This is a genomic window from Pseudoalteromonas sp. SWXJZ94C (assembly GCF_015864385.1).
Taxonomy (GTDB): Bacteria; Pseudomonadota; Gammaproteobacteria; order Enterobacterales; family Alteromonadaceae; genus Pseudoalteromonas.
This window is the reverse complement of record NZ_JADYXF010000047.1, coordinates 12716-37648: the sequence shown is the minus strand read 5'-3', so window position 1 is coordinate 37648 and position 24933 is coordinate 12716. Positions and strand designations below refer to the sequence as shown.

The 24933-nt window shown below is 36.1% G+C and carries 20 protein-coding genes; 9 read left to right on the top strand and 11 right to left on the bottom strand.

Going from position 1 to position 24933, the window contains the following annotated elements; genetic code table 11:
- Positions 1-757 precede the first annotated feature (757 nt).
- Positions 758-2665 carry a beta-ketoacyl synthase gene (locus I6F65_RS17680; protein ID WP_197114183.1) on the bottom strand — a complete coding sequence of 636 codons (1908 nt, stop codon included), beginning with the start codon at positions 2663-2665 and terminating at the stop codon, positions 758-760.
- A gap of 126 nt (positions 2666-2791) precedes the next feature.
- On the opposite strand from I6F65_RS17680, the gene I6F65_RS17675 reads away from it, so the two are divergent.
- The gene (locus I6F65_RS17675; RefSeq protein WP_197114181.1) at positions 2792-3802 is read left to right on the top strand and encodes a GlxA family transcriptional regulator; all 1011 of its coding nucleotides are present in this window, start codon (positions 2792-2794) and stop codon (positions 3800-3802) included.
- Between the two features lie 94 nt (positions 3803-3896).
- Positions 3897-5129, top strand: a complete 1233-nt coding sequence (locus I6F65_RS17670; protein ID WP_197114179.1) for an EAL domain-containing protein — start codon at positions 3897-3899, stop codon at positions 5127-5129.
- 72 nt (positions 5130-5201) lie between these two features.
- On the opposite strand, the gene I6F65_RS17665 is transcribed toward I6F65_RS17670, so the two are convergent.
- Positions 5202-5930 carry a YwqG family protein gene (locus tag I6F65_RS17665; RefSeq protein WP_197114177.1) on the bottom strand — a complete coding sequence of 243 codons (729 nt, stop codon included), beginning with the start codon at positions 5928-5930 and terminating at the stop codon, positions 5202-5204.
- Between the two features lie 254 nt (positions 5931-6184).
- Here I6F65_RS17665 and I6F65_RS17660 point away from each other — a divergent pair, with 254 nt between their 5' ends.
- Positions 6185-6982 carry a hypothetical protein gene (locus I6F65_RS17660; protein ID WP_197114176.1) on the top strand — a complete coding sequence of 266 codons (798 nt, stop codon included), beginning with the start codon at positions 6185-6187 and terminating at the stop codon, positions 6980-6982.
- A gap of 6 nt (positions 6983-6988) precedes the next feature.
- Here the strand turns inward: I6F65_RS17660 and I6F65_RS17655 are convergent, their stop codons facing one another.
- Entirely contained in the window at positions 6989-7393 is a 405-nt protein-coding gene (locus I6F65_RS17655; protein WP_197114175.1) for a GFA family protein, read from the bottom strand.
- A 210-nt stretch (positions 7394-7603) separates the two neighbouring features.
- Between I6F65_RS17655 and I6F65_RS17650 the strand changes: the two genes are divergently transcribed.
- From I6F65_RS17650 to I6F65_RS17635, 4 genes are all read left to right on the top strand, one after another.
- Positions 7604-8440, top strand: coding sequence for a hypothetical protein (locus I6F65_RS17650; RefSeq protein ID WP_197114174.1), 837 nt, complete (start codon positions 7604-7606; stop codon positions 8438-8440).
- A gap of 140 nt (positions 8441-8580) precedes the next feature.
- Positions 8581-10428 carry an ABC transporter ATP-binding protein gene (locus I6F65_RS17645; RefSeq protein ID WP_024612730.1) on the top strand — a complete coding sequence of 616 codons (1848 nt, stop codon included), beginning with the start codon at positions 8581-8583 and terminating at the stop codon, positions 10426-10428.
- Between the two features lie 380 nt (positions 10429-10808).
- The gene (locus I6F65_RS17640) at positions 10809-11321 is read left to right on the top strand and encodes an outer membrane beta-barrel protein (RefSeq protein WP_197114173.1); all 513 of its coding nucleotides are present in this window, start codon (positions 10809-10811) and stop codon (positions 11319-11321) included.
- 33 nt (positions 11322-11354) lie between these two features.
- A complete protein-coding gene (locus tag I6F65_RS17635; protein ID WP_166109320.1) occupies positions 11355-12629 on the top strand; it encodes an Ig-like domain-containing protein in 1275 nt (424 codons plus the stop codon).
- 179 nt (positions 12630-12808) lie between these two features.
- Here the strand turns inward: I6F65_RS17635 and I6F65_RS17630 are convergent, their stop codons facing one another.
- From I6F65_RS17630 to I6F65_RS17595, 8 genes are all read right to left on the bottom strand, one after another.
- Positions 12809-13228, bottom strand: coding sequence for an MAPEG family protein (locus tag I6F65_RS17630; protein WP_166109319.1), 420 nt, complete (start codon positions 13226-13228; stop codon positions 12809-12811).
- Between the two features lie 181 nt (positions 13229-13409).
- On the bottom strand, positions 13410-15896 hold the full coding sequence (locus tag I6F65_RS17625; protein WP_231613231.1) for a GGDEF domain-containing protein: 2487 nt from the start codon (positions 15894-15896) through the stop codon (positions 13410-13412).
- Between the two features lie 501 nt (positions 15897-16397).
- Positions 16398-17111 (bottom strand): murein L,D-transpeptidase family protein, encoded by a 714-nt coding sequence (locus tag I6F65_RS17620; RefSeq protein WP_231613230.1) that lies wholly within the window; start codon positions 17109-17111, stop codon positions 16398-16400.
- A gap of 42 nt (positions 17112-17153) precedes the next feature.
- A complete protein-coding gene (locus I6F65_RS17615) occupies positions 17154-17525 on the bottom strand; it encodes a hypothetical protein (protein WP_024612736.1) in 372 nt (123 codons plus the stop codon).
- A 220-nt stretch (positions 17526-17745) separates the two neighbouring features.
- Positions 17746-18546, bottom strand: coding sequence for a DUF2314 domain-containing protein (locus I6F65_RS17610; protein ID WP_197114172.1), 801 nt, complete (start codon positions 18544-18546; stop codon positions 17746-17748).
- Between the two features lie 66 nt (positions 18547-18612).
- The gene (locus I6F65_RS17605) at positions 18613-18966 is read right to left on the bottom strand and encodes a hypothetical protein (RefSeq protein WP_024612738.1); all 354 of its coding nucleotides are present in this window, start codon (positions 18964-18966) and stop codon (positions 18613-18615) included.
- 75 nt (positions 18967-19041) lie between these two features.
- The gene (locus I6F65_RS17600; RefSeq protein WP_197114171.1) at positions 19042-20142 is read right to left on the bottom strand and encodes a hypothetical protein; all 1101 of its coding nucleotides are present in this window, start codon (positions 20140-20142) and stop codon (positions 19042-19044) included.
- Positions 20143-20205: 63 nt separating this feature from the next.
- Positions 20206-21387, bottom strand: coding sequence for an endonuclease/exonuclease/phosphatase family protein (locus I6F65_RS17595; protein ID WP_024612740.1), 1182 nt, complete (start codon positions 21385-21387; stop codon positions 20206-20208).
- Between the two features lie 352 nt (positions 21388-21739).
- Between I6F65_RS17595 and I6F65_RS17590 the strand changes: the two genes are divergently transcribed.
- Together I6F65_RS17590 and I6F65_RS17585 are read left to right on the top strand one after the other, a co-directional pair.
- On the top strand, positions 21740-24055 hold the full coding sequence (locus I6F65_RS17590) for a peptidase U32 family protein (RefSeq protein WP_024612741.1): 2316 nt from the start codon (positions 21740-21742) through the stop codon (positions 24053-24055).
- A 13-nt stretch (positions 24056-24068) separates the two neighbouring features.
- Positions 24069-24728 (top strand): glutathione S-transferase, encoded by a 660-nt coding sequence (locus tag I6F65_RS17585; protein WP_166109315.1) that lies wholly within the window; start codon positions 24069-24071, stop codon positions 24726-24728.
- Positions 24729-24933 lie beyond the last annotated feature (205 nt).

The following is a 24933-nucleotide window of genomic DNA, read 5'->3' as shown; positions in this document are numbered from 1 at the left end:
AACGATGACTGAGGCGAAAGCCAAGGGGCTTAATTAATCATCAATAAAGCTTAATTAAACTGCCTAAATTCATATGGCGTTCTTTATCCAAGCCACGGTGCATATTCACACCAATCGACGTCATTACTAGGTGCGTAGTCATATTTAAATTGAGTTTAAATAATAAGAACACTTGGTTTTTGAATAAAAAGATCAAGAGAACACAGCTGCCTGCTTGACCGGAATTTTCTAATGGGTGACCCTCACGAATCCCTACGAATGCCAATCCTCTCCCCTATCAGAGAATGTAACCCGAGATATTGGCGTGAAAGGTGTCATCGTTATAGATTGAGGTAACTGTTTCAACTGTTAGCGTTCCGTGGTTTTTGTTTTTGACAAGTTCGGCGTGAGCATTTAACGCTAGAAGTTTGAATATAATAAATAGTCTCGTAGTGTATTTTCGACGTTTTGATAATTAATACTTACCCTACTATTGCGAAAAAACTGAATTGGGTATAAGGCGATTAATAAAGCTTGTTCAAACGGTGCTTAAGCCTGTGAATTTTAGAACGGTTTAGAGCGGATAAATAGGTCTGTTTGTGGGTCTATTTTTAGGGATGGGTCTGTGCTGGATCTGTACCGATTCCAATTTTCAATAACTATGTCAACGCTACAGCCCAGTAAGAACAAGGGTGCTAAGTGTTTTGTAGGAGTACATACGTAATTTTAGACATTAAAAAAGGCGCTTAAAAAGCGCCTTGCCAACAAGTATGTGTGCTTAAAACATATCTTGGTAGGAATTTGTTGTACTAAACGTAATTGCTTTTTCAAAGCCTGGTAGTTGTATGCTTTGCTCATTAATTACAATGTCGTTATCGTCAATTAAACCATCGCCAAAGCGATAAATTAGTTCGTACTGACCTAAATCGGCTTGCGCTTTATATGTTTGTTGAGCTGCTTTTACAGTCTCAGTTTTACTAGCATAACTACTCATAACACTATCGCCATGGCGTTTAGCAAGCATTTGCATTGTCACTTTTGGTGACAGCACTGTAGCCGTTGCATTATTGCCGCCAAAACCTTTTGAGTTAATAAAGGCAATGTCCATATCGGCGCATTCGTAGTGAGCATTTCGAATATCAAGATGATCGCTGTAAACATCATCAGCCACTTTATCTATTGTGGTAATACCTGGCATAATATTATGGCTAAATACACCTAAAGCAATTGCTAACTGGTCGCCGCTTGCCGGTGCAATAGTATGACCAACGTATGCTTTTGGTGCTGTTACTTTCCAATTATCAATAGCAAACGTTTGTGCCACTTTATGATATATCAGCGACTCTGTTACACGATTTAATGGTGTACTTGAGCCATGCGCCAAAATAAAGCTGCGTTCTTGCAGCGCTTCTTTACCTAAAAGCGTTGTTGCTAAAGCTGCCGATTTAGCCATTGTTATGTAGTTACCAGGCCCTGGTGACGTAATTGATTTTTTAATACCATCAGCATTGACAAATACATCAGGTACGCAGCCTAAAATATCAGCTCCTAACTCAAGTGCTAATGCGTCATCCATTAAAATAGTAACTTGAGCGCCTTCGCCTAAAGTAAAGCCACAGTTTTCACCAAATGGACGACTACTTTTACGATAATCTGGTTCATCATCATGCGATAAATTATCTAAACGACGTAAGCCTTCAACGTTTGCAAGCGCACTCATGTTACCAAATCCCTCAATAACTTCTGGGGTAATAGCACATTCTACACTTGCTACAATAGCAACACGTGTACGCCCTGCCTGTATATCGTTAACTGCTGCGCGTAAGTTATATAAAAACGTGGCGCACGCGCCCGACGTAGAAAACGTCGTACCTACGTTGCCAGTTACGTAAGCATTAATAAAGTCTGTCGACATGGTATTTAAGCCAAGCGCTAATTGCTTAGTGCTTACACGTTCGCCTTGTTGGCGTGCTTTAATTAACCCGCCTAATCCTTTATCGTCAACTTGACCAATAACCGACGCTGAATAAGTACCAATTTTATCTGGCTCTACACTATTCATTATGTGCTGCCAATCAAGCCCTGTTGATTTAATGGCATCGGTAGCTGCAAAAATAGTTGCTTGTAAACCACGTGGTTGATAACGACTGTTATACATAACAGATGGATCAAACCCTGTAGGAAACTGCCCTGCTGACTTAATAGGGTTATCACGAGTTGAATCGTGCTTAACATCTATATCAGCGGCAATAGTTACTTTAACTTTTTTTCCTTCAAGCTCTTCAACTACCCAACTAGCTGGAACCGGTGTTGGTAAGTCGCGAGCACGGGTTTCAAATACAATGGCGTTGTCGTTTGATGCATTAAGCGTCATTTTTTGCTGCCATGGTGTAGCGTCAGCATCAAAGTGCTCTTTTTCGATTTTACGAATAAGCGTACCAGCAATAATTTGCTCACCAAAGCGTTCTTCAATATCGCTTTGCTCAACAATATTACCTTGAGAGTCTTGTAGTTGACCATTTACAACGCTTACTAAGTTCATCAGTGTGGCGAGGCCTAAAAATGTTTCACTGCGATCTTTTGCGTTTAAAGTGTCTAACACGATACGACGATAACCTTGATGAAAAGAAGTACGACCAGCGGCGTTAATACCACCCATGCCGACTATAACGGGTAATGCTGTCATAATTTGCCTTTAAAAACGTGTTATAAGAAGATGAAGCCAGTTTAAATGGATTACTCGCCACACATTGTGCTTTAATAGCCAAATATTAAGCATAAAAAGCCAAACAATACTGGTCGGAGCATCTAAATGGGTATTAAGCACATCAATCCCGCATTAAACATTGCCATTGCCGTTTATCCGCATTTATTAATTACTAGCTTAACATTACCTATAGAAATGCTCAGAGCCGGTGAGGCATTTGCAAAAGGACATATTGATAAGCAAAATTTTAGACCACTTGCTATAAATCTAGTCGCCAAAAGTAATGATTCAATAAGCAGCCAAGCAGGGCTTGCTATTATTCCTGATTGCACCACCAGCACCGCACCTTATAGCGATTTGATTATTGTGCCAGGCATTTGGCGAAATCCGCGCCCAGTTGTACAAACAAATAAAAGTGTTGTTGATTGGCTAAATCAAAGCTTTAAAGATGGCAGCCACATTATTGGCGTTGGCACCGGTAACTGTTTAATTGCAGAGTCGGGCTTACTTGACGGGCACCCCGCGACAACTCATTGGCATTATGCAAATCAATTTAGTCGCGATTATCCGCAAGTACGCCTAAAGCCAGATTTTTTTATAACTCAATCAGAACGTATGTATACTGTTGCCAGCTTAAACGCGCTTGCCGATGTGATCGTACATATTATTAGTCAATACTATGGAAAAGCCGCCGCACAACACGTTGAACGAAACTTCTCCCACGAAATACGCAAACCTTACGAAGATCAACGCTATCTTGAGGGTGCAGTTGACCGCCATCCTGATGAGCTTATTGCCCAAATTCAGTTTTGGTTAAAAACCAATTTAGCCACCGAACTAAACCTGCAAGAAGTAGCAGCACAATTTAGTTTAAGCTATCGTACATTTACCCGCCGTTTTAGAGTTGCAACTAATCAAAGCCCAATAGAATACTGGCAACAACTACGTGTTGAGGGTGCTAAAGAATTACTAGCATCATCTAACTTATCAATTCAAGAAGTGGCACTTGAAGTTGGCTACAACGATCAAGGGCATTTAACCCGTGTGTTTAAAAAGGTGCTAAGCCAAACCCCGAGTGCTTACAGAAAAGTGGTGAGAAGAAAATTATTTGGTTAATCTGACTTTAGAGTGCACAACATTGGCGCTTTTCTATATATAAATTATAATATTATCTATTAAATGCCATAAATACTGATAACTAGGTAATTGCATGAATGAAACATTAGGTAATCACCTTTTTGATCTAAAAGATGATACATCTATAGACTCTAAACTATCAAAATTACTCTCTCTTGTGCGTAAACATTTAAATATGGAAGTTGCTTTTATTTCGCAGTTTATCGAAAACGAACGTGTTTTTAAATTTGTCGATAATCAAACTTCAAACACAGCTGTACAAGTTGGAAACGCCGATATTATGTGTGAAACATACTGTCAAAAAATTGCCGATAATAAATTAAGCTCAGTTATTAAAGACACGCACACCCATCCTATAACTAAAGTGATGCCGGTTACCGAAAGGTTAAATATTGGTTCCTATATTGGCGTGCCTATTACTCTTTCATGCGGGGGTGTATACGGGACTTTTTGTTGCTATAAGTCAGGCTTAGATGACAGCCTAAATGACAGAGACTTATCTTTTTTAAGGCTTATATCAGAAATAGCCACTGAATTAATTGAGAAAAAAATTTATAGCGATATGTTACACCACGATGCAAAGTCGGCTATACAAAACGTAATTGAAACAAATAACATTACGACTTATTTTCAGCCTATATTTAATTTAATAACGAATAAGTTATCTGGTTATGAAGCACTATCACGGTTTTTTATTGAGCCTTATAAAACGCCTGATATTTGGTTTAAAGAAGCGTCTGAACTTTGCTTGGGTGAATCGCTTGAAATGCTTGCAATTAAAAACACCCTCAGTTGTATGCATAAATTTAATGACGCACCGTATATTGCAATTAACACCTCGCCACAGCATATTTTAACAGGTGCGCTTGCAAAAACATTACAGCATGCTGATTGCAGCAGAATAATACTTGAAGTAACAGAGCATTCACCAATATTAGATTACCAAGCAATGCGCGATGCACTTAAACCACTAAGAGACAGAGGAGTAAAATTAGCAATAGATGATGTTGGAGCTGGTTTTTCATCTTTTCAACATATTTTAGAGCTAGAAGCCGACATAATTAAACTTGATATAAGCCTAACTCAAAATATAAATAAAGATCGCCGAAAATTTTTGCTCGCAAAAGCACTGTGCGGCTTTGCTAAAGCAATAAATTGTTCCATCGTTGCCGAAGGGATAGAAACACAAGAAGAAATAACGGCTTTAAGAAAACTCGGAGTAGATAACGCCCAAGGCTACTTTATTGGTCGCCCTGCAGCTATAGATGATGCATTGATATATCAAACACACATTTTATTGTATTAAACGCCACTATTAAGTGGCGTTTAATACGTTCGTTGTCTTCGCTATAAATTTACCATAACGCTTAAATACAATTTAACCGGCATCAGATTTTAAGCAGCTAAAGTCTTTATTAAGCAGTTTGTCTTTTTCAATAAAAACCATGAGCTTATCCCCATCATGCCAGCACCAATCAAGTTCAGAATTAGACATTAACGTAATGAGTGACATCCACTGCCCTCCCTCAGGCGTTGGGTCATACCCTAATGTACAATGTGAAGGATAACCAAGTATGTAATCATCGCTAAAAACACCTCCATACGACAACTCAAATAAAAGCTCAGGGTCAAACGGCCAATCACTTCTCAACTCTTCATACCTAGGAACATCAACTCCATTGGTAAAACTGATTTTTTTTGATAAAGCTGAGGTGTTTTTCTTTGTATAATCAATAAAGTCTTTTGTGTTCTCCCAGTAATACCCTTTTATATAATCTTCACTTTGCCAAAATATTTCACCATTTTCATCATAAGCATAAAAAAGAGAAAGCATACCTGTTTTTGGAAGGTCTGCAGGCCCATTTTGTATTTCGTCAAAGTTTATTTGCCCTAAAAATAGATATTCACCTTTATCATGAGTAGGCCAAATAAAATTGTTGGGTAAAAATGGGGTGCCTCCAAACCGGCTTTCTTGGCCGGTGCTTTTTTCTAAACCACTTAATAGTTTTATATCAACACAGGGTAAGGTGATTTTTTCAATATATTCGAGGTACTCGTCAAAGCCGTCGTCTATACTTAAAAAAGCGTTTAAATCATCTGGTTTCATTTTGCTTCCTTTGCATTTAGTACATTTAAATTATGTTTCCAGTAAATATATGTTTTATAGACAAATAACACTAGCAACACTGAATATTGAGCCTACTGTAAACTCACTTCTACCACAAATAAAACAAAGCAATACCTTTACTAACTTCGCATTACAACAAAAAATAAAATCACAAACCTTGTTACATATTAATCTGTATAAATACATGACTTTCGTGGCACACTACTGTTGTGTTTATATAAATAGTTTAAGTTATGCGCCAGTTAAAAGAAGATACAATTAAAAGTAATCTTATTGAATCGCAGCAAAGTGCATTTGGTCCCGTATGCGTGTATCAAAACGAAGGGTATCGGTGGCTAACACTTGCACAAAAAACGAATGAAGATATAACCATTCAAGGTGTTATGAACCTCACGCAACCGGAGCAAGTAATCGTTCCTATAAATCAATGCATGCTGTTGTTTTTACTTAAACCGGAAAATACATTAAACATATTAAATTTAGGTTTAGGCACAGCGGGGTTTGAGCGTGTTATGTATTACTTGCAAAACAATACGCCATATATAAATGCTATAAATATATTTAATACAGTTGAGATAAACCCAAATATTGCCACAATTGCTGCACAGCACTTTAATTTACCAAGCAACCACAACACCTATTTACAATGCGCTGAGCAATATATATCTCAATGCACTGATCACTTTAACGTAATCACTATTGATATTTTTAGTAGTGAATATCACCTGCCTTTTTTAACCAGTGATAACTTTTGGCAAAACATAAATCGGTGCAGTGAACAAAGTACCCAAGTAATCGTTAATTTAAACCCGCAAACAGGTCAAGAGCTACAAATGCTTTTAGTAATGCTAAGGCAGCATTTTAAATGCTTGGCGCTAATAGAGTTTAACGAATACAAAAATATATTACTTGTGTTAAGCCAGCATACGTTAATGCACATAAACGTTGATGAAATACAAAACTCACCTGTGTTTATAAATTTTGCGCCAACCCTTTATAAAAGTATTAACAGCATTTACCACATTGAATAAAGCGGGTTACCGACTAGGTTCGTGTTTTTCATAGCACGGTAAGCTTGTTTCTAGCTGCTCCCAGTTAGCCTTTGACGTAACAAAGTTATGCGATAATACTTGCTCAGTAATATCGCTATCGAGTATTCCTAAACGAATTCGTATTCTGCTTTTGTCATCATTGTTGCTACTGTAAACCGGCGAGCCACAACACTTACAAAAGTAACGAGTGCGCCCTGGTTTAAAACTAAATTCACTAAGTAGTGCTTGCCCTTTGGTTATTGTAAAGTCATCTGTATTTACAAAGCCATTGGTTGCAAATGCAGTCCCACTATTTTTTCTGCAAAGTGAACAATGACAATGAATAATGCTGGTTATACTGCCCGACACTTCAACGCTTACTTCACTGCACAAACACGAACCCGTATACATAAAACGTCCTAATAATTTAAACTCAGCTAAAGCTTGCCGAGCTGATTGAATGCAAAGGTTATATTACATTTTCAAGCTCTATCAAACCATACCTATTGCTTTAATGATTGACATAAAAACATTAAATTGGTTACATAACCTTTACTTTAAAGTTATAGCCAAAACAATAATTGGTTAACCAAAAACACCTAAACTTACTGAGAGCCAATTATGCATTTTAAACACACGTTACTTTTATGTTTGTTAAGCACGTTAGCGTCGTGTTCAACCATTTCTAAAAACACGTCAAACAAATGGCTGCTTATTGATAATTTTGAAAACTCACTTAGCGACTGGCAAAGTGTTGATACACAAAATGAAACTAAGCCACAGGTTAAAAACCCACAAATAACAGTTATACAACCAGAACAAGCAACTGAATCCACAAACCATTATTTACTAAAAAAGCCCGCACGCGAGGGCATTGTTGGTAATCGCAAAGCCCTCTCTTATAAAAAGCTCCCACAAGCGGTTGAAGTTGGTCAAACCTACACATTTTATATACGTATAAACGTGGCTGCTTTTCCTAATAACCACGCTTTTGGGTTGAGTAACCTTACTCCAGAGTTAATTAATAAACATGCGTACGATGCGTTTGAAACAACGCTTCGCGTAACCGATAAAACAGAATCCAACGGTCTTGTAAACGATGGCGCATTAATGGTTAAAACCGACAGCGGATATAGCAATATTCAAAACTACACTACCAAACAATCGGCCAAGCCACTGCAAACAAATACCTGGTACGACGTATGGTATGTTGTTAATAACGCAGCGGCGTCAGAGCAAGGTCAACAATACGATGTTTATGTAAAAGGCGGTGAATTTAGCAAGCAAACACTGGTGTATAAAAATGCACAATTTAGAATGAAGCGTGAACAACCGCTTATTTACTTTTTAGCTAACTGTAATACAGGTCCAGTTAAAAAACCTTATGGTAATGGTGGCCTCAAATATGACGATTTATATATGAGCAAAGGAATAAACCTAAATAATCCAATGCTATAAAAACAAATAAAGCACTTTTTAAAATATTAAATTATATTAATAACGCTCTACCATATTCACAATTAATACATTACAAACCTGCATTTAAAAATACTTAAATGGTATGATACCCACCATTATTTGCCATTTAAGTTTTTAAAATGTATCGATTATTTGAAAAAATGACAAAAGCATTTCCTGAGGATCAACCTACTCAGCCGCCTTCGACTTTATTTGCTTTTTGTCGTCACTACACCAAAGGAATGGAACTGTCGTTGGTGCTTATGTCTATCAGTGCCGCCATGCTCGCTATTTTAGAGGTTTCTTTATTTAGCTATATGGGGCAGCTTGTTGATTGGTTAACCGCCTACACACCCGAAACCCTATTTGTAGAGCAAAAGTCAGAGCTTATCAAAATGGCTGTAGTGCTATTATTGGTATTGCCCGTAGTCGTATTTTTTCATTCTGCTATTTTGCACCAAGCATTACTGGGCAATTACCCTATGTCGATTCGCTGGTTAGCGCATCGTTATTTACTGCGCCAAAGTGTGAGCTTTTATCAAAATGAGTTTGCCGGAAGAATAGCCACCAAAGTATTGCAAACCTCTTTAGCCGTTCGCGAAACAGTGACCAAACTACTCGATGTATTAATGTATATTGTGGTTTATTTTGGCTCAATGGTATTTTTAGTTGCCGAAGCCGATTGGCGCTTAATGATTCCGTTACTCGTTTGGTTAGTTTTATACATTTGCGTACAGCTTTATTTTGTACCGCGCCTTAAAAGAATAGCTAGCTCACAAGCCGATGCGCGCTCAGAAATGACCGGTCGAATTGTTGATAGCTACACAAATATTTCTACTATTAAATTGTTTTCGTATACCCAACGTGAAGAACAATACGCAAAACAAAGCATGGATGTATTTTTGCAGCCTGTGTACAAACAAATGCGTTTGGTAACCAGCTTAAACTTTGTTATTCAAAGCTTAAATTATTTATTAGTATTTTCGGTTACCGCTGTATCACTTTATTTATGGTCGCTTAGTGCAATTAGCGCAGGTGCCATTGCAGTTGCTGTTAGTTTAGCGCTTAGATTAAACGGTATGGCGCAATGGATCATGTGGGAAATAAGCAGCTTGTTCGAAAACATTGGTACCGTAGCCGATGGCATGAAAACACTTTCAAACCCTATTGAAGTTGCCGATAAACCAAATGCCGATACGCTTAACGTAAGCCAAGGTGCCATTGAGTTTAGCAACGTACACTTTAACTACGGTAAAGCAGCAAACGAGACTAATCGCAGCCCAGTAATGGACGGTTTAAATTTAAACATTAAACCTGGCGAAAAAATTGGTTTAGTCGGCCGCTCTGGCGCAGGTAAATCAACGCTTGTTAACTTATTACTGCGTTTTTACGATACTGACTCAGGAACAATAAAAATTGATGGACAAAACATCACAGACGTAAGCCAAGAAAGTCTACGCCGCTACATTGCAATGGTTACGCAAGACACTTCCCTGCTTCATCGCTCAGTAAAAGACAATATTTTGTACGGTCGTCCCGATGCAACACAAGACGAAATGATCAACGCGACCAAACAAGCTAAAGCTCTTGAGTTTATAAACGACTTAGTAGATAGCAAAGGTAACAAAGGCTTTGATGCACAGGTAGGCGAACGCGGTGTTACACTTTCGGGTGGTCAACGCCAGCGTATTGCTATTGCACGTGTACTTCTTAAAAACGCACCAATACTCATACTCGACGAAGCCACAAGCGCACTCGACTCAGAAGTAGAAGCAGCAATTCAGGCAAGCCTTGATGATTTAATGACAGGCAAAACAGTAATCGCCATAGCGCATAGGCTCTCAACCATTGCACAAATGGATAGATTAATTGTACTTGATGATGGCGGCGTGGTTGAGCAAGGCACTCATGAAGAACTAATCGCTAAAGGCGGGATTTACGCTGCTCTTTGGACTCACCAAACGGGTGGGTTTATAGGGATCGATTAATCGTATAGACCAAAACAGTTATAGCCACTATGTATTATAAAGTTTGGTTTTATCACTGCGCGATTATTTCACTCATCTTTTCGCTGTTGTCTCGTAATGCTTTAACGGCTAATTGAACTAAAAATAAAAACGAAGATGCCCTACACGCTCTTCGTTTTTTAGTTATTACAAACGTTTTATTTAAAACTATAAAGAATAAAAACAGCTCTCGAATGCTTTTCATCCAAGCTTATAAGCAAAGGTGCGTAACTTATTAAGGCTTTAATAAAAGTAGTTATCAGTACCTTATTTAAGCCCAAACATCGACCTTTCCTTGATTAAGTTTAGCCAATTATATACCATCATCGTCTTATAAAAATTTACGGATAGTTAACCTCTTTATGGAAAAAATACTTTCTCTACTTTTGCTTTGCGCATCTTTTCAGTCTTTTGCTGACACCGCTTATATTGGTGTAGATTATGTTTTACCTGAAATCACAATTAATAACGAAGATACAGAACCTAAAGCAGCAGCACTGCGTTTAGGCGTAAGTAATAACAATATGGCTTTTGAAGCCCAATATTTAACTTCTTTAAGCACTGATAATATTTATAATATTGAGTTCGACATAGAAGAAAGTGTTGCCTTGTTTTTTGTTATGCAATCAGATGTTGTTAATGGCTTTGGCTTAGACGCTTCTTTAGGGTATGCACAAACAAACATTACAGTTGCCGGTCCAGAAGAAACAATTAACGGCGATTTTCAATATAAAGGTTTTGCTTGGGGACTTGCCATACATCAAGATATTCCTTACATAGACAACACCCAAATTAGACTTGGTTATCAATCTTTGTACAACAAAGATGATATTGAAATTACAGCTATTTCTCTTGGTTTTACATACCAGTTTTAGTCGTCCGTATATAATAAAAGGCATTTCCCTAAAATGGCAAAACTTAACACCCTCCCTAAATTATCAGTTATCGCGGTCCTTTTAACAGGTATCGTTGGTTGTGGCTCTGATAGCGAATCAGCCGACTTAGTAAAAGCAGTTACACTGGAAAAACTTCGTACTGAAGGCACTATTATAGAATCAGTCACTATTGAGAACGATCAAACTCGTTTAAGAGCCGGCGAAAAACATCAACTTAGTGCAACAGGTCTTGATAGTAACGGCGAAACGCGAAATGTTACTAATGAGCTAACTTGGACCTCAAGTAATACCGATATAGCAACCGTGAGTAACAGTGGTTTAGTAACTGCTGTCGCTAACTTATCAGCTAATCAAGGTATAATTACAATTACAGGCACTACCATTAATGATATTTCTGGTGAGGGCGAAATGTCGATAAGCGATGAAGCTGTAACAAGCATACAATTAAAACAAGCATCGCCTGAAACCGGTAATATTAATACCTGCATTAATGCAAACATTAATGGCGATGTTACCTATGCTGACGGTTATATCTCATTGAGTACGGTAAAAGACATGAGCTTTGTTTTAGACGATACCACTACGGCTTCTATAGATTCAGATGGTACTTTATACACCTCAGCAGCCGAAATCGAAAATACGTCCATCACCGCAAAAATTAATGACATTACAGACCAATTAATAGTTACAGCTGATCCCGTTAATTTAGAAAACATTGATGTATTAGTTAATGGTGATTCAACAGACATAATTACATTAAACGTCGGGTCGCGTTTACAAGTTAACGCACAAGCGAGCTTAGTAAATGATGAATCGGCTTTTGATATCAACTCTACAATAAGTTGGTCAGTTCCAAATACAAATAACGTCGGTATTACTACTGAAGATAGTGAAAATGTTACTTTGTTTGCTTTGAAGCCTGGTGTTACTCAATTAATTGGTACTTGTGGTGGCAAACAGCAAGTAGTAGCTGTAGAAGTGACTGGTAGTGCAACTCTCGATAGCATTCAAATTAATGATGGCGAAAGCCCGCTAGTATTAGAACCATTGCAAACCATTGATTTAACACTTACAGCTAACTACTCTACTTCGCCTTCTAGCTTAAATGTTACTGAATTTGCTGATTGGAGCCTCAATGGTAGTGATATAGTGAGTGCTGAAATAATTGACCCTGGTACTAATCAGGCACTCTATAGAATAACGAGTACATCAAGCGCTAATGGTACAGCTATTGTGTCGGTAACCTACGACGGCATAATCAGTAGTACACAAATTAATATTGAATAAGTTAGGCATCTAATTTTATAGTCACTAATTTACAAAATTAATTAGCTATTACAACATAAAGTAAACTGCTAAAAAAAGCGAAGGAGCAATTAAGCCCTTCGCTTTTTTGTTATTTTAATATCACTTATTATCCCAACTCAAAAACTAACAAATTAGTTAATTAAAAAATGATATATAATCTAAGCAATTAGCCTCAAGCCAATCATTACCAGCATAACCACATTTGCAATCACACCAATCAAAAAGAAGTAACTACGTGGACTAGGATTTTTCTCAGTTGCTATCATGTAGTACAAAGTCATATGAATCAAACGGGCTATAACGTAAATCCATACACATATTGCAAAAATCGGGCTTTGGTAATTAATTACAAACGCAAATAGCACTGTACCTATAAATAATGCGCTGTTTTCAAGTGTGTTATGAAATGTTCTGTGTGCCCTAAATATAAAGCTGTCATGTGATAAATTTTCGTCAATTTTACCTGGTACGGCATTAGGCTCTTTTGCTTTGCTAAAGGTAGCAACGGCCCACTGTATAACCAGCATAATTAGATAAAAATAAAACGCCAAATAGGCAGAAAGTGCAACTTCAGTCATTATTAAATCCTTTGTTTGTTATATAACTATTTAAGGATGCAATTTTAAGACCTAAATTAATACATTGATATATAACAAATAAATGAAATTTACCGTTTAATAAATGTAAGTAACTCATAGCACTGTAAAAAATTTACTTAATCAAAACTCAACGTATTTCAAATATTATGTGTAATATTTTTTATTCAGATCTAAAAAGCTTAAATTCTTCTAGCGAGTGCTCCCAAACAGACACTTTATTGCGCCCCAACGATTTAGCTTCGTAGAGTGCTAAATCAGCTTGTTCTATTAACTCAAAAGGTGTTTTAGCATTAAATTTAATGGACGTAACACCAAAACTACACGTTACAGAAATACCATCAAAATGTGTTTTTTCTACTTTATTACGCATGTTTTCTGCAATTTGCATTGCCTGCAGTTGAGAAGTACCTGGTAATACAATACAAAACTCCTCACCACCAAACCGAGCCGTTATATCATCTTCACGAGCACAACTTTGAAGTACCTTAGCAACCCCACATAAAACAGAGTCGCCAATACAATGTCCGTAAGAGTCGTTAACGCTTTTAAAGTAATCAATATCGACCATTAAAATACAATACTCATTAAGTTGATCTAACTCAGAAAAATCACGATTTAAAACTTCAAATAAAATACGACGATTATAACAATCGGTTAAAGGGTCTCTTGCTGCCAAATAATCTAATTCTCTATTTCTTTTTTTAGATGCAGTAAAACTTCGATAAATAAATAAAACAAAGGCGAGGCATATTGCTAATAATAGCGCTAATGCGATACTTGCATATTTGTTTTTTGCCAACTCGAGTTCTGAAATAACCCGCGCTTGGCCTGAGTTTTCAATTTCACTGTTTTTCTTTGCGAGTTCTAGCTGGTGGAATTTTTCTCTTTCCTTTAACGACTCCAACTCAATTTCCATTTTATAAGAATGCAGATGTGCTTTTTCTAATGCGACTTTGTTTTCTTCTTTTTCATTTTGGAGAATTTCGATCAGTGCTATTTCTTTTTCAGCGAAGCTTAGTGATTCTGCAATATTCCCTCGTAATTTTTCTGCTATTCGCATTTCACGATAAGCATAGAGAGTGTGTAATTTAGAATCTATTTGAGCCGACAAAGCGAGCGACTCTTTAAGTAAGTTAACAGCCTCATCAGTGTCATTACCAATAAGAGCTGCAGCTAAAGGAATAAGAGATTTTATTTCATAAAGCGGACTCCCCGTTTGCCTTGCTAATAATAAGGACTCTTTATAATACTCCAAAGCCTTACTTTTATTTCCTTGGCCATTATAAATATTAGCGATGATTCGTGCAGTTACAGAGATATACGACGTCAGGTTTTCATGTTTGTATGTTGTGTAAGCATTTTGTGCAAATTGCATAGCGGAATCATAATTACCAGACTCAAAATTAATAACAGCCATTTCTCTTAATGCAGAAGCAAGGTTTTTTTCATCCACCTTGCCTTTTTGCAAATTAATTGTAAGTTCATAAAAAAATTCAGCTTGGTCATATTGTTTTAACCGAGTATATATAAACCCCATCTGGTTAGCTGTTTTGGCAATACCAAGTTCATCATTCACTTTTTTGTAATATAAGTACGCATCACGTACATGCTTAAGCGACTTTTCATACAAGCCAATATGACGATAAATGATCCCCGCACCCAGTGATGCTTTCGCAAACCCAACTGGGTCATCAATACTTTTTTGTATCTCTAAGCCTTGAGTTGAGTAATCAAGTGCTAAAACTAAATTATCTAAATAACGCTGGGCCTCTGCTAACGTGTTTAAGGTACGCGCCATCAATTTTAAATCATCCAAGCTGGTGTATACTTCTAAAGCTTTTGTATAAAAGTGTGCGGTTTGCTCTCTATTTTTAAGACGATTGTAAGACTGAGCAAGTTTTTTGTAAGTTTCACCTAAGTGCTTCTGTATTTGGTTATCTTTACTTGTAAGGTGTTTTACTGCAGATAAATATTGTACATTAGCGTCGTGATATTTCTTTTGTTTATAAAGCATATCGCCTTTAATAATAAAGACTTGAGCTATAAAAAAGTCGTCAGCGTAATTTACTGTTAAAGGTAATATAGTTTCAATTTCTTTATTAAGCTCTAAATAGCGTTTTTCATCTAATAATATTTTTATACAATTTAAGGCTGACTTTATTTGGTTACGAGTATCATTTAATTTACCGTAACTAATTGAGGATTCGTGAAAATGATGTAATGACTTATCAATGTTATTATTTTTTTGATACGCTTGACCTAACAAATTATGTAGCTGTGCGGTTAACTGTATATCGGCATTTAGCTCAGCCTCAGACAACATTTTCTTACTTAATTCAATACTCATTATTACATCAGTATCAATAAGCAATTCAGCCCTTTTTAATAAACCTATATTAGTTTCTTTGGCTACAATATCTGGAGTGACTTCTTGCGCGTAAGCAAAACTTAAATTAAAAAAAACAATAAAAAACGATGCGCATATTAAAGACCTAGAAGGGAATGCTAGGTTTGTAAAAAGAACTTGTTTATGGGAGTTAAAGCTCCCCTTTAATCTATGGTATGAGTAGGTATAATGTTCCATATTTGCCGTTTTATTTTTAGTTTTTATTTCAATAATAAATATGTGAAAACAAATACAACGCATTTGCTTTGCCAAGTATTTACGTATTTATATCTTAGTCAATAAACTCAATGTGCTATTAGTAATAGTGTTTACTAGCATCAACAGGTAGCTTTTACATTATATATACCACTAATTAGCGATTACTTATAATTAATGTTAACTGCAAAGAATAATACTAAATAGTAATTATTCTTTATCTCAGTTAAATTTTGAGACCTGACGCATTTTATTAATTTAATAATACTATTTCAATACAATCTCAATGTTGTTGTTCGCGAAAATTGCACACACTTTTATGTAAGTTATACACCTAGTACCTTAAAATTTAGTATATTATTTTTATAAATCAACTCTAAACTACTAATTAGCTTAGTAGATTTTTATAAATAACAGCTAAAAACAGTAAAAACTTTGAATAATTTACACTTAGAGTTTTGAGTCGTACAACAAATAGATTTAAAAAGCCTATTTATACTTAAAATAGCAAAATCTTCATCTAAAAAAGCTTTAATATTCAAATGATTAGTTAAATATGTATTTCTTATGACTAACTTCAACGTTTGGTGGTTTTTTATATTTGTTAAAGTAATCATAACCTTCTTTTAGATTAAGCCAAAAAGAGTACCATTTACTTGATTGATGTTTTAATAAAAGCTCACTATCAAGTTTAAACGGAAACGAGTGAACCCTAAAAAATGGTTGCCCTGACTTTAATGCTGCAGCACCAAGTGCGTAAATTTCATTTATGTATTCATCAGTCATCGCATAACACCCGATAGAAACGCAGTCTCCATGAACCATCAATGCACTCCCTGTTCGGTTGTGTATACGGTCGTATTTATTTGGAAAGCCCAAATTAAATGATAAGTGATAGCTACTCCAAGGGTTAAGCCTATTGGCATTCACATAATAAAACCCCTCAGGGCTTTGATTATCACCTTCTTGTAATTTTGGTCCAAAATTTCCCGAGAATGTACAAATTTCATAATTTTTAAAGTTTATATATGTACCGTCATCCGACTCAACCCATACTTCAAGAATACCTGGATCTTTGAATATTCGAATAAATATAGGTGCACCATATTTAAGACCTTTATTTGCCAGCTGCTTTTTTAATGCTGGCTCTACCATTGATATCGCTTTTTCAGAACGTGCACTTGTAGGGAGTTCAGACGCAATAGAGCCATACGTAAAAAAAGTAGACAGTGCTAACATTATTAATTTTAGTTTATTCATAATTCAGTTCAACTACCTTGGAGTAGCAATATAATAAGTAAATTATCGTGCCGCATAAGACATTTCAAATAGTATATCAATACCAGTAACCAACACTAAAGCTAACAACAAAGCTGCAAAAGCTTTCCCAAGTAAAATACTCCCTCTCTTAAATCCATAACATTTATAAGCATAATATGGTACGCCAACACCCCCTAACAAAGCGCAAAACAATGGTTTACCACCTGCATCCTTAATATTATTCTCTTTCGCATGAGCTCTACACCACATAAATAAAAGCACCCCAATAATAGCTATATGTAGGAAATATGTAACGTCGACCATATTTCTAGAGTAGAGAAAATATGAATCAATTACAGCTGAAACTAAAAAAGAAATGATTAATGCTAGAGCAATTTTATGCGAAGATTTCATATTATCCATTATGACTAACGAGGTTGTATAACTCACCGCCTTACAAGCGAATGACGTAAGTTAGACGTAATGCAAACTAAAAACTTTACTAAAATGGTAGTAAATCGTGTCGAGATTCATAACTTGCTTAAATATACTTTAGGGTAACTCGCCCAACAGACTAAAAATAGTGATTAAACGAGTTATTTAGATTATTACATCTTAATAATCATAGAGCTTGTTACTGCTTAGTTTTGCTTTTTAATAAATCAGCTATTTCATGCCAACCCATCATATTAGCTAATTCAATTGCACTGTGCCCATTTGAATTACATAGTTGTGGATCTGCGCCATACTTTAACAACAGTGAAACTGTAATATAATTACCGGCTAAAGATTCTCTATGAAGCATTGTCCAACCATTTTCATCAACACTCGTCGCTACTGAAGGGTTTGTTTGAAGAGTTTCTTCTATTTTTGAGGCCATATTAACACTCATAGGGTGTTCTAATATTTTGCTAGGGGTACCGCTTTCAGTATTAATCATTACTTCTTGTGGTTTATTTTCACCACTGGGTGTTAATTCAATTTCACTAGGGTTACCAAAATCTAATCCCCATGCATTATCATGTTGATTTCTTTCTTGCTCAGACATTCTCAAACGCATTAAATTAACGGTATGCCCGCCATAAACTTTATTATCAATAACATACATCCAATCCCCAATATCGCTTACAGGAATATTAACCACATCACCTGCAGACACATTTGAAGCCCAATTAGGTTCATTCATTAAGGTACCTGTTACATTTATTCCATCAAAATCAATATCGCCTATCCACATGTGCTCAAAGGGAGGTACGCCATCGCCTTTATCTGTTTTAAAAGCAACCTTAACAATTGATAAATCAAGACCAGGAACTATTCGTCTTGATTCCCAAGCGAGCTCTCTCCAAAAATACTTAAACGTATCTCTTGCTGCCCTGCTCACGTTTTCCATTTCGCTGTCGTTACTGAAAAATAAAACCTGTTTATCTGTCATTTAATACTCCTTATTTTAAAAGTCATTTAATGTATCAAAAAGCGGTGCTTATAATTTTACAAGTCGCTAAAGAGATAACCACTCATTTTTGAAGCCTTTTCTGGCTATAAGTATGTGCGAAACAATCATACCAACGAGAGGTATAATAAACATAGATATGAGCGTTAATAACACCCATAAAATCCAATTCGCCTTATTTTTTGAAGCAACAATTCCCAAAGATACCAAGTAAAAAGCCAGTAATGATCCTGTATAAATACCTAGCTCTAACTCTTTATTTAAAATCGATACTGTAATCACCGTAATGATAGACACAAGTAAAATGGTTAATATTGAAAACCATACTCTGTTATTGGTTTTGTATTTTTTGAAATCTTCATCGCTCAGCAAAATTTTTTGACTGACTACATTTTTAATCATTTCTACAATCCCTATTAAATACAACTATAAAAACACCATAAACAGTGTTAAAAATATAACTTTAATATCAAACACTTATAAAAAATTCAAATTATTATGTATTACAATTACCTTCTTATTGCTTACTTCTCTATCCGTCCACGGATACAAAACAACAGAATAAGCATTCTCTTGTGTTTTATTTATGCTAGATATTATTAAATTTGTGCCTTTAATAATGAGTATTTTACCGCTAACAAGCTCTTTGTACCCGTTTGTGTCTTTACTATAATACAACTCTAAAACAGAATCATTTTTTGTGACTAACCAGCCATTTCCGTACTCAGTGTTAAACTGAGTAACATAAGTATGCTCGCTAATTTTGATTGGTTGCCACATATTAAAAATATCATCTTTAATATCTATGACTTCATTAGGTTTACATACGTTGTCTTTACTTATTTTTTCAACAATAATTTTTCCACCTTCACTGCACAAAACATACGATTGTTCAGTGAAAGATAAACTAATAACTTCCCGAACAAAGTCACTAGATGCACGCAACTCTCTGCGCTTTACTTCAATACCTTTTTCATCTATTTGCCTGTGTAACCAAGTAAAGCCATGATGAGACAATAAATGAATTTCGTTATTTTCAACAAATATTTTATTTTTGTTAGGTAATGGCACTTTAATATTATGTTTTTTCTTTAGCGCTTCGTTTTTAAATTCCATTGCCAACAATTTATCTGGTTTTTTATCATCATATATTTCAACATCATAAAAAATCGAAAATTGATTTGAAACACCAATAAAGTTACCCGCAAAAGGTCTATTCCCTTTAGGTAATTTAGTGTTTTTTCTATTAAAAAGTGGAATGCTAATTTCTAATTCTTTGTTAGGATCATAAGGCACAATCGAAACATAATTATCTAAAGTTGGACTTAAAAATAACGTGGGTAAAATACCATCATCTTCAATAAAGCTCTTAGAATTTCCAGCAGTATCTAAAATGGTATAAATTAGCTCATACGCTCCGCATTTTTTATAAACATAATTCACGAGTAACGTTTTACCGTTACAACAAATACTTCCATGCGTTGATATACCATGCGAAGTGATTAATGTTGTTATTTCAACAAAATCAAAGCTTTGTGTAGATGAATCAAAAACGGTAATTTGATTAATATTTTCCATTTTAAGCTAATATTCCATTTGTATTTAAATAGCAGTAAACCGTTCAATTTATGCAAAATAGTTCTACGATCTTAATGTTAGCGTCACTAATACCACACCATGATCGGTAGTTAAGTCATCACGCTCGTACTCAGGGTTTATTAAGTGACGATCGTAAGTTTTATAGTCGCTTACTTCAAAAAAACTTCCAAGGTAGCTGGCATCAAACTCACTTGATAATAAAATATAATCAAGCACCGAGCTGCTCGCGCCATAGTAATGTGTAGGCGCCCTTAACGGAATTGCCTTTGGAGCATCTATATTTTTGGTGTTTACACAGCTTGCATCAATAATGCTTTCGCCATCACTTAAAATTGCTTCATCTGAAACAACGTTTTCAGCTAGCGATTTGCCTGTAATAGTTTCACTTGTAGCAGCTTCACTTTTAATCGCTTCATTAAGAGTTGCTTCATCAGCACTCAAATACGATTTAACAAATAAATCCCAAGAATCATTTAAGCAATATTTAGCAAGGTAGGTTTTAGCGTCAAACGCAGGAGCAAAACGTAGCGTATTAGTAAGTAAATGACTGAGCACACCATCAGCTAGGTCGTTATTAAAATCGCCCATTAGCACCATGGGTTGCTGCGTAGCTTCGCGCCTAGCAATCATTTCTATCATTAATAACGTAGCTTCACTACCACGCTGAACAGTAGAACCCCAACCGCCCGCTACATTCGATTTTAAAATCTCAATTATGTTCTTTTCAGGCGAACGTTCTTGTAAAGGATCGGCTGAAAGCTCTTTACTGTGTTCACCAACTTCAATCATTGGGCGCTTAGATTTAAAATGCACCACATAACAATCGGTATTACCTATATGCGGCAAAGTAATGGTAGCTCTTAGTACCTTGCGGCTAAATATAAAGTCACTATTAAGCCCAACAGTACTGGCAAGTTCACTATCGTGCTCGACCGCTGCTACTTCAACTATCGGGTATTTAGCGGCAATCGCCACTACTGGGCGCTTATAAATAAAGTCGTCAATCACTTCTGGCGCATCTACCACCGCAAAGTAATTATAACCCTGCCCGCCCACTAACTCTTTTAACGAGTCAATACTAAACACTTCCTGAAAACCAATTACATCAGGCTCGTGCTCTGTTAAGTAATCAACAATCCAACGCTGCTTTTTAGCCCACTGCTGCGCGGTATAAATTTTCTCAAATTCATAATATGCATTGGGCGGCTCAAGGTAATTAAACAGGTTAAATGTGGCTATTTTAAGTTGGGTGTTTAAAACTACAGACTCAGATGAGTTTTCAGAGCTTATTGCTAATGATTTATCTAGTGATTTAAGATTACTGATACAGTTGCCTATTAAAAGTATAAAAGTACTTGGGTATAAAAACAGTTCGAATTAATGATAATACACTCAGCTGATTTGAATTAACATCGAGCTAAACAACTCAACTAAATAAATTTCAATTTATATTAACTCATATAGTTTACCTTTTAACGGCTCATCTTTTTTTATATCACCCAATAAATAGCATTCATGCGCCTAAACAGATAAAATTCGCGGCAATTAAATATGAGCGAAAAAGTGAAACGTTGTTATGAGTAGAAAGATTGAATTATTAGCCCCTGGCGGTGATGTAAATGCGGTTAAAGCCGCTATTGTAGCCGGCGCTAATGCGGTTTATTGTGGATTAGATACCTTTAATGCCCGAAACCGTGCCTCTAATCTTTCGTTTGACGAACTTAACGGCGCACTTCGCTTAGCACATGAATACGGTTGTGAGATTTTTTTAACGCTAAATGTAGTTATATTAGAGCATGAAATGGGTGCGTTATTTAAACTACTAAACCAGCTAGTTAATACAACGCTTGATGGCATTATTGTGCAAGATTTAGGGTTGTTCAATATAGTTAAAAAGCACTTTCCCACCTTACACATTCACGCATCAACGCAGTTAACGACCCATAACGAATCGCAAGTTGAATTTTTAGCGCGCATTGGTGCTACACGTGTAAACTTATCGCGCGAGCTCAACTTAACCGAAATTAAAATATTGACTGATGTAGCGCACAAATGCGATGTATTAACTGAAGTATTTGTACATGGCGCATTGTGCATAGCGTTTTCGGGGCAATGTTATTCAAGCTCAGTAAGTGTGGGTAACTCAGGTAACCGTGGTCGTTGCTCGCAAGCATGTCGTGACGAATACGAGCCAACCGCTATGGGTAACAAACACCCATTAAACTTAAAAGATAATTCTGCCTATTTTGATTTACCCGAGCTGGTAGCCGCAGGCGTTGACTCGCTAAAAGTAGAGGGTCGAATTAAAGGCGCTAACTACGTACACACGGTTATTGATAGCTGGCGTAAACAAATAGACACTTTTGTGCAAACCGGTAACTTAATTGAAGACGATTCGAGTCTTTATAAAGTATTTAACCGTAACTTTACTAATAAATTTTTAACCGGCGACATGACCAAAAACATGTTTACCGATAACCCACGCGACCATAGCTTTGATCACGCTAACGAAAAAAACAACGCAATTTCGGTTGTGCAAATTTACGATGCACAGCAAGAGCTTTCTACTCAAAAAAGTGAAATTGATTCGTTAGTTAAAAAGAAAATTGAATTTTTAGATATTTCAAAACGCGAACTTACATTTGAGTTTTCGGGGCAATTAAATCAGCCATTTACGGTTAATGTAATTATTGAATCTAAAAACGAAACTATGTTAGCGGGCTCAGAGTTAACGAATGCCGAGCCTAGTCAGCGTTTTGAAGTGCAATCGCAAATGCTAATGCAAGCTGCTGATAAATCGGTAGTTGATATGGATGCAATAGAAAAACGCTTTAAAACGTTTAGTAATGCAAACTTCAACATTAAAAAAATGGATTATTCAAACTTAGGCGACAACTTAACCGTGCCGTTAAGTATTCCGTTTAAAGAACTTGCCCGAATTAAAAAACAGGTCGCGTTTTTATTAAATGAAGGCAAAGACGTAATTGCCCCTGTTGAATTACCTAAACTGGTAAACCACGAAAAAGAAGATAAAAACAAAACCACACTGTCTATTTTAATATCGGACATAAAAGACATTTACCTATGTGATTTAAGTAATGTAGACGTTTACTTTAAATTACCTGAAAGCTTTAGAAAAAATAACGACGCGTACATTAATATATTTTTAGAGAACCCACAGTTAATTCCGTACTTTCCGGCTGTGATGATTGGCAAAGACTTTGAAGAAGCCGTGCGCTTACTTGAAACAGTAAAACCAAAACTTATAATTAGTAACAATACAGGTGTTGCCTTTAAAGCAGTGGAGTTAGGTATTGACTGGATTGCAGGCCCGTTGCTAAACACTACAAACTCATATGCATTATTAACGCTGCAAGAAGATTTAAATGCTAAAGGTGCGTTTATTTCAAACGAGATTAACAAGCAACAAATGCGCAGTATTAAACGCCCTAACAACTTTAAAATGATGTACAGCATTTATCATCCAATACTAATGATGACCAGCCGTCAGTGTTTTTTCCAACAAACCGTAGGCTGTAAAAAACCACGTATAGACGCAAGCTGCATGCTTAGCTGCAAAAAAGAAACAACGGTCACTAACGTTAAAGGGATTAGCTTTGCTATTGATAAACAAAAAGGCGGATACCCGAGTATTTATAACCATGAGCAATTTTTGAATATGGATATTGTGACCGATTACGCCGACAAGTTTGACGAGTTTTTTATTGATTTGACCGACATTGGTTCAGGCGATAAAGACAAACTCGATAAAGCCGTATTATTAGAGCATTTTCAAAATTTAATAAGTGGGCAAACACAAGCCCAAGATCAATTAAATCAAATGGTAAAAATACAAACACGCCAGCAATATGTTGAAGGCTTAAACAGCTAAGGTAAGCATTAAAATGACACTGCCATTATTATATTCATTACAACACTGCCCTTACGCAATGCGTGCAAGAATGGGGATTTTAATGGCAGAGCAACAAGTATTACTACGCGCTATAAAAACTAAAAACAAACCACCGCACCTTTTACAAATATCGCCAAAAGGCACGGTGCCTGTTTTATTATTACCTAACAACCAAGTAATAGATGAAAGCCTAGACATTATGCTGTGGGCTTTAAAACAAAATGACCCACATAATTTACTCCACTCTCACGACCCGTTAGCACTTGCGCGTATGCTTGATTTAATTAAGCTAAACGACACACAATTTAAGCCAGTGCTCGAAAAGTATAAGTTTTATGCTCGCACAAAAGATATGGCACACCTTTATTACCAAACAGCATGCGAAGAGTTTATTAAACAATTTGAAGCAAAGCTAACTACTCATAAATACCTAATGAGCGATGAAAAAAGCCTAGCCGACTATGCACTACTTCCGTTTATTAGGCAGTTTGCCCGTGTAAACAAACATTGGTACTTACAAAGCGAATACACACATGTACGCGCGTGGTTAAACGAATTTTTGCAAGCTCCTATGTTTACCAAAGTAATGGCTAAATATGATTTGTGGATGGATTGCGGCGAAGAGTTTTTATATGGCGTTAAAAAACCTTAACTTAGCCTTTGTTTTATAGGAAATTATATTTCTATAGTTGACTAACCTGAACTCTGGGTAAAAGATTTACTAATGCATTGAATCATGTGATATTTAAATTTATTTTCTCGAGCCAGAGATTTTTAGTGAAAACAAGGCGAATTTGCGCGTCAATAGCTGGTCTATTGCAAGTAAATTCAACGTAGTTAGCGCTGAAAATAGCTGC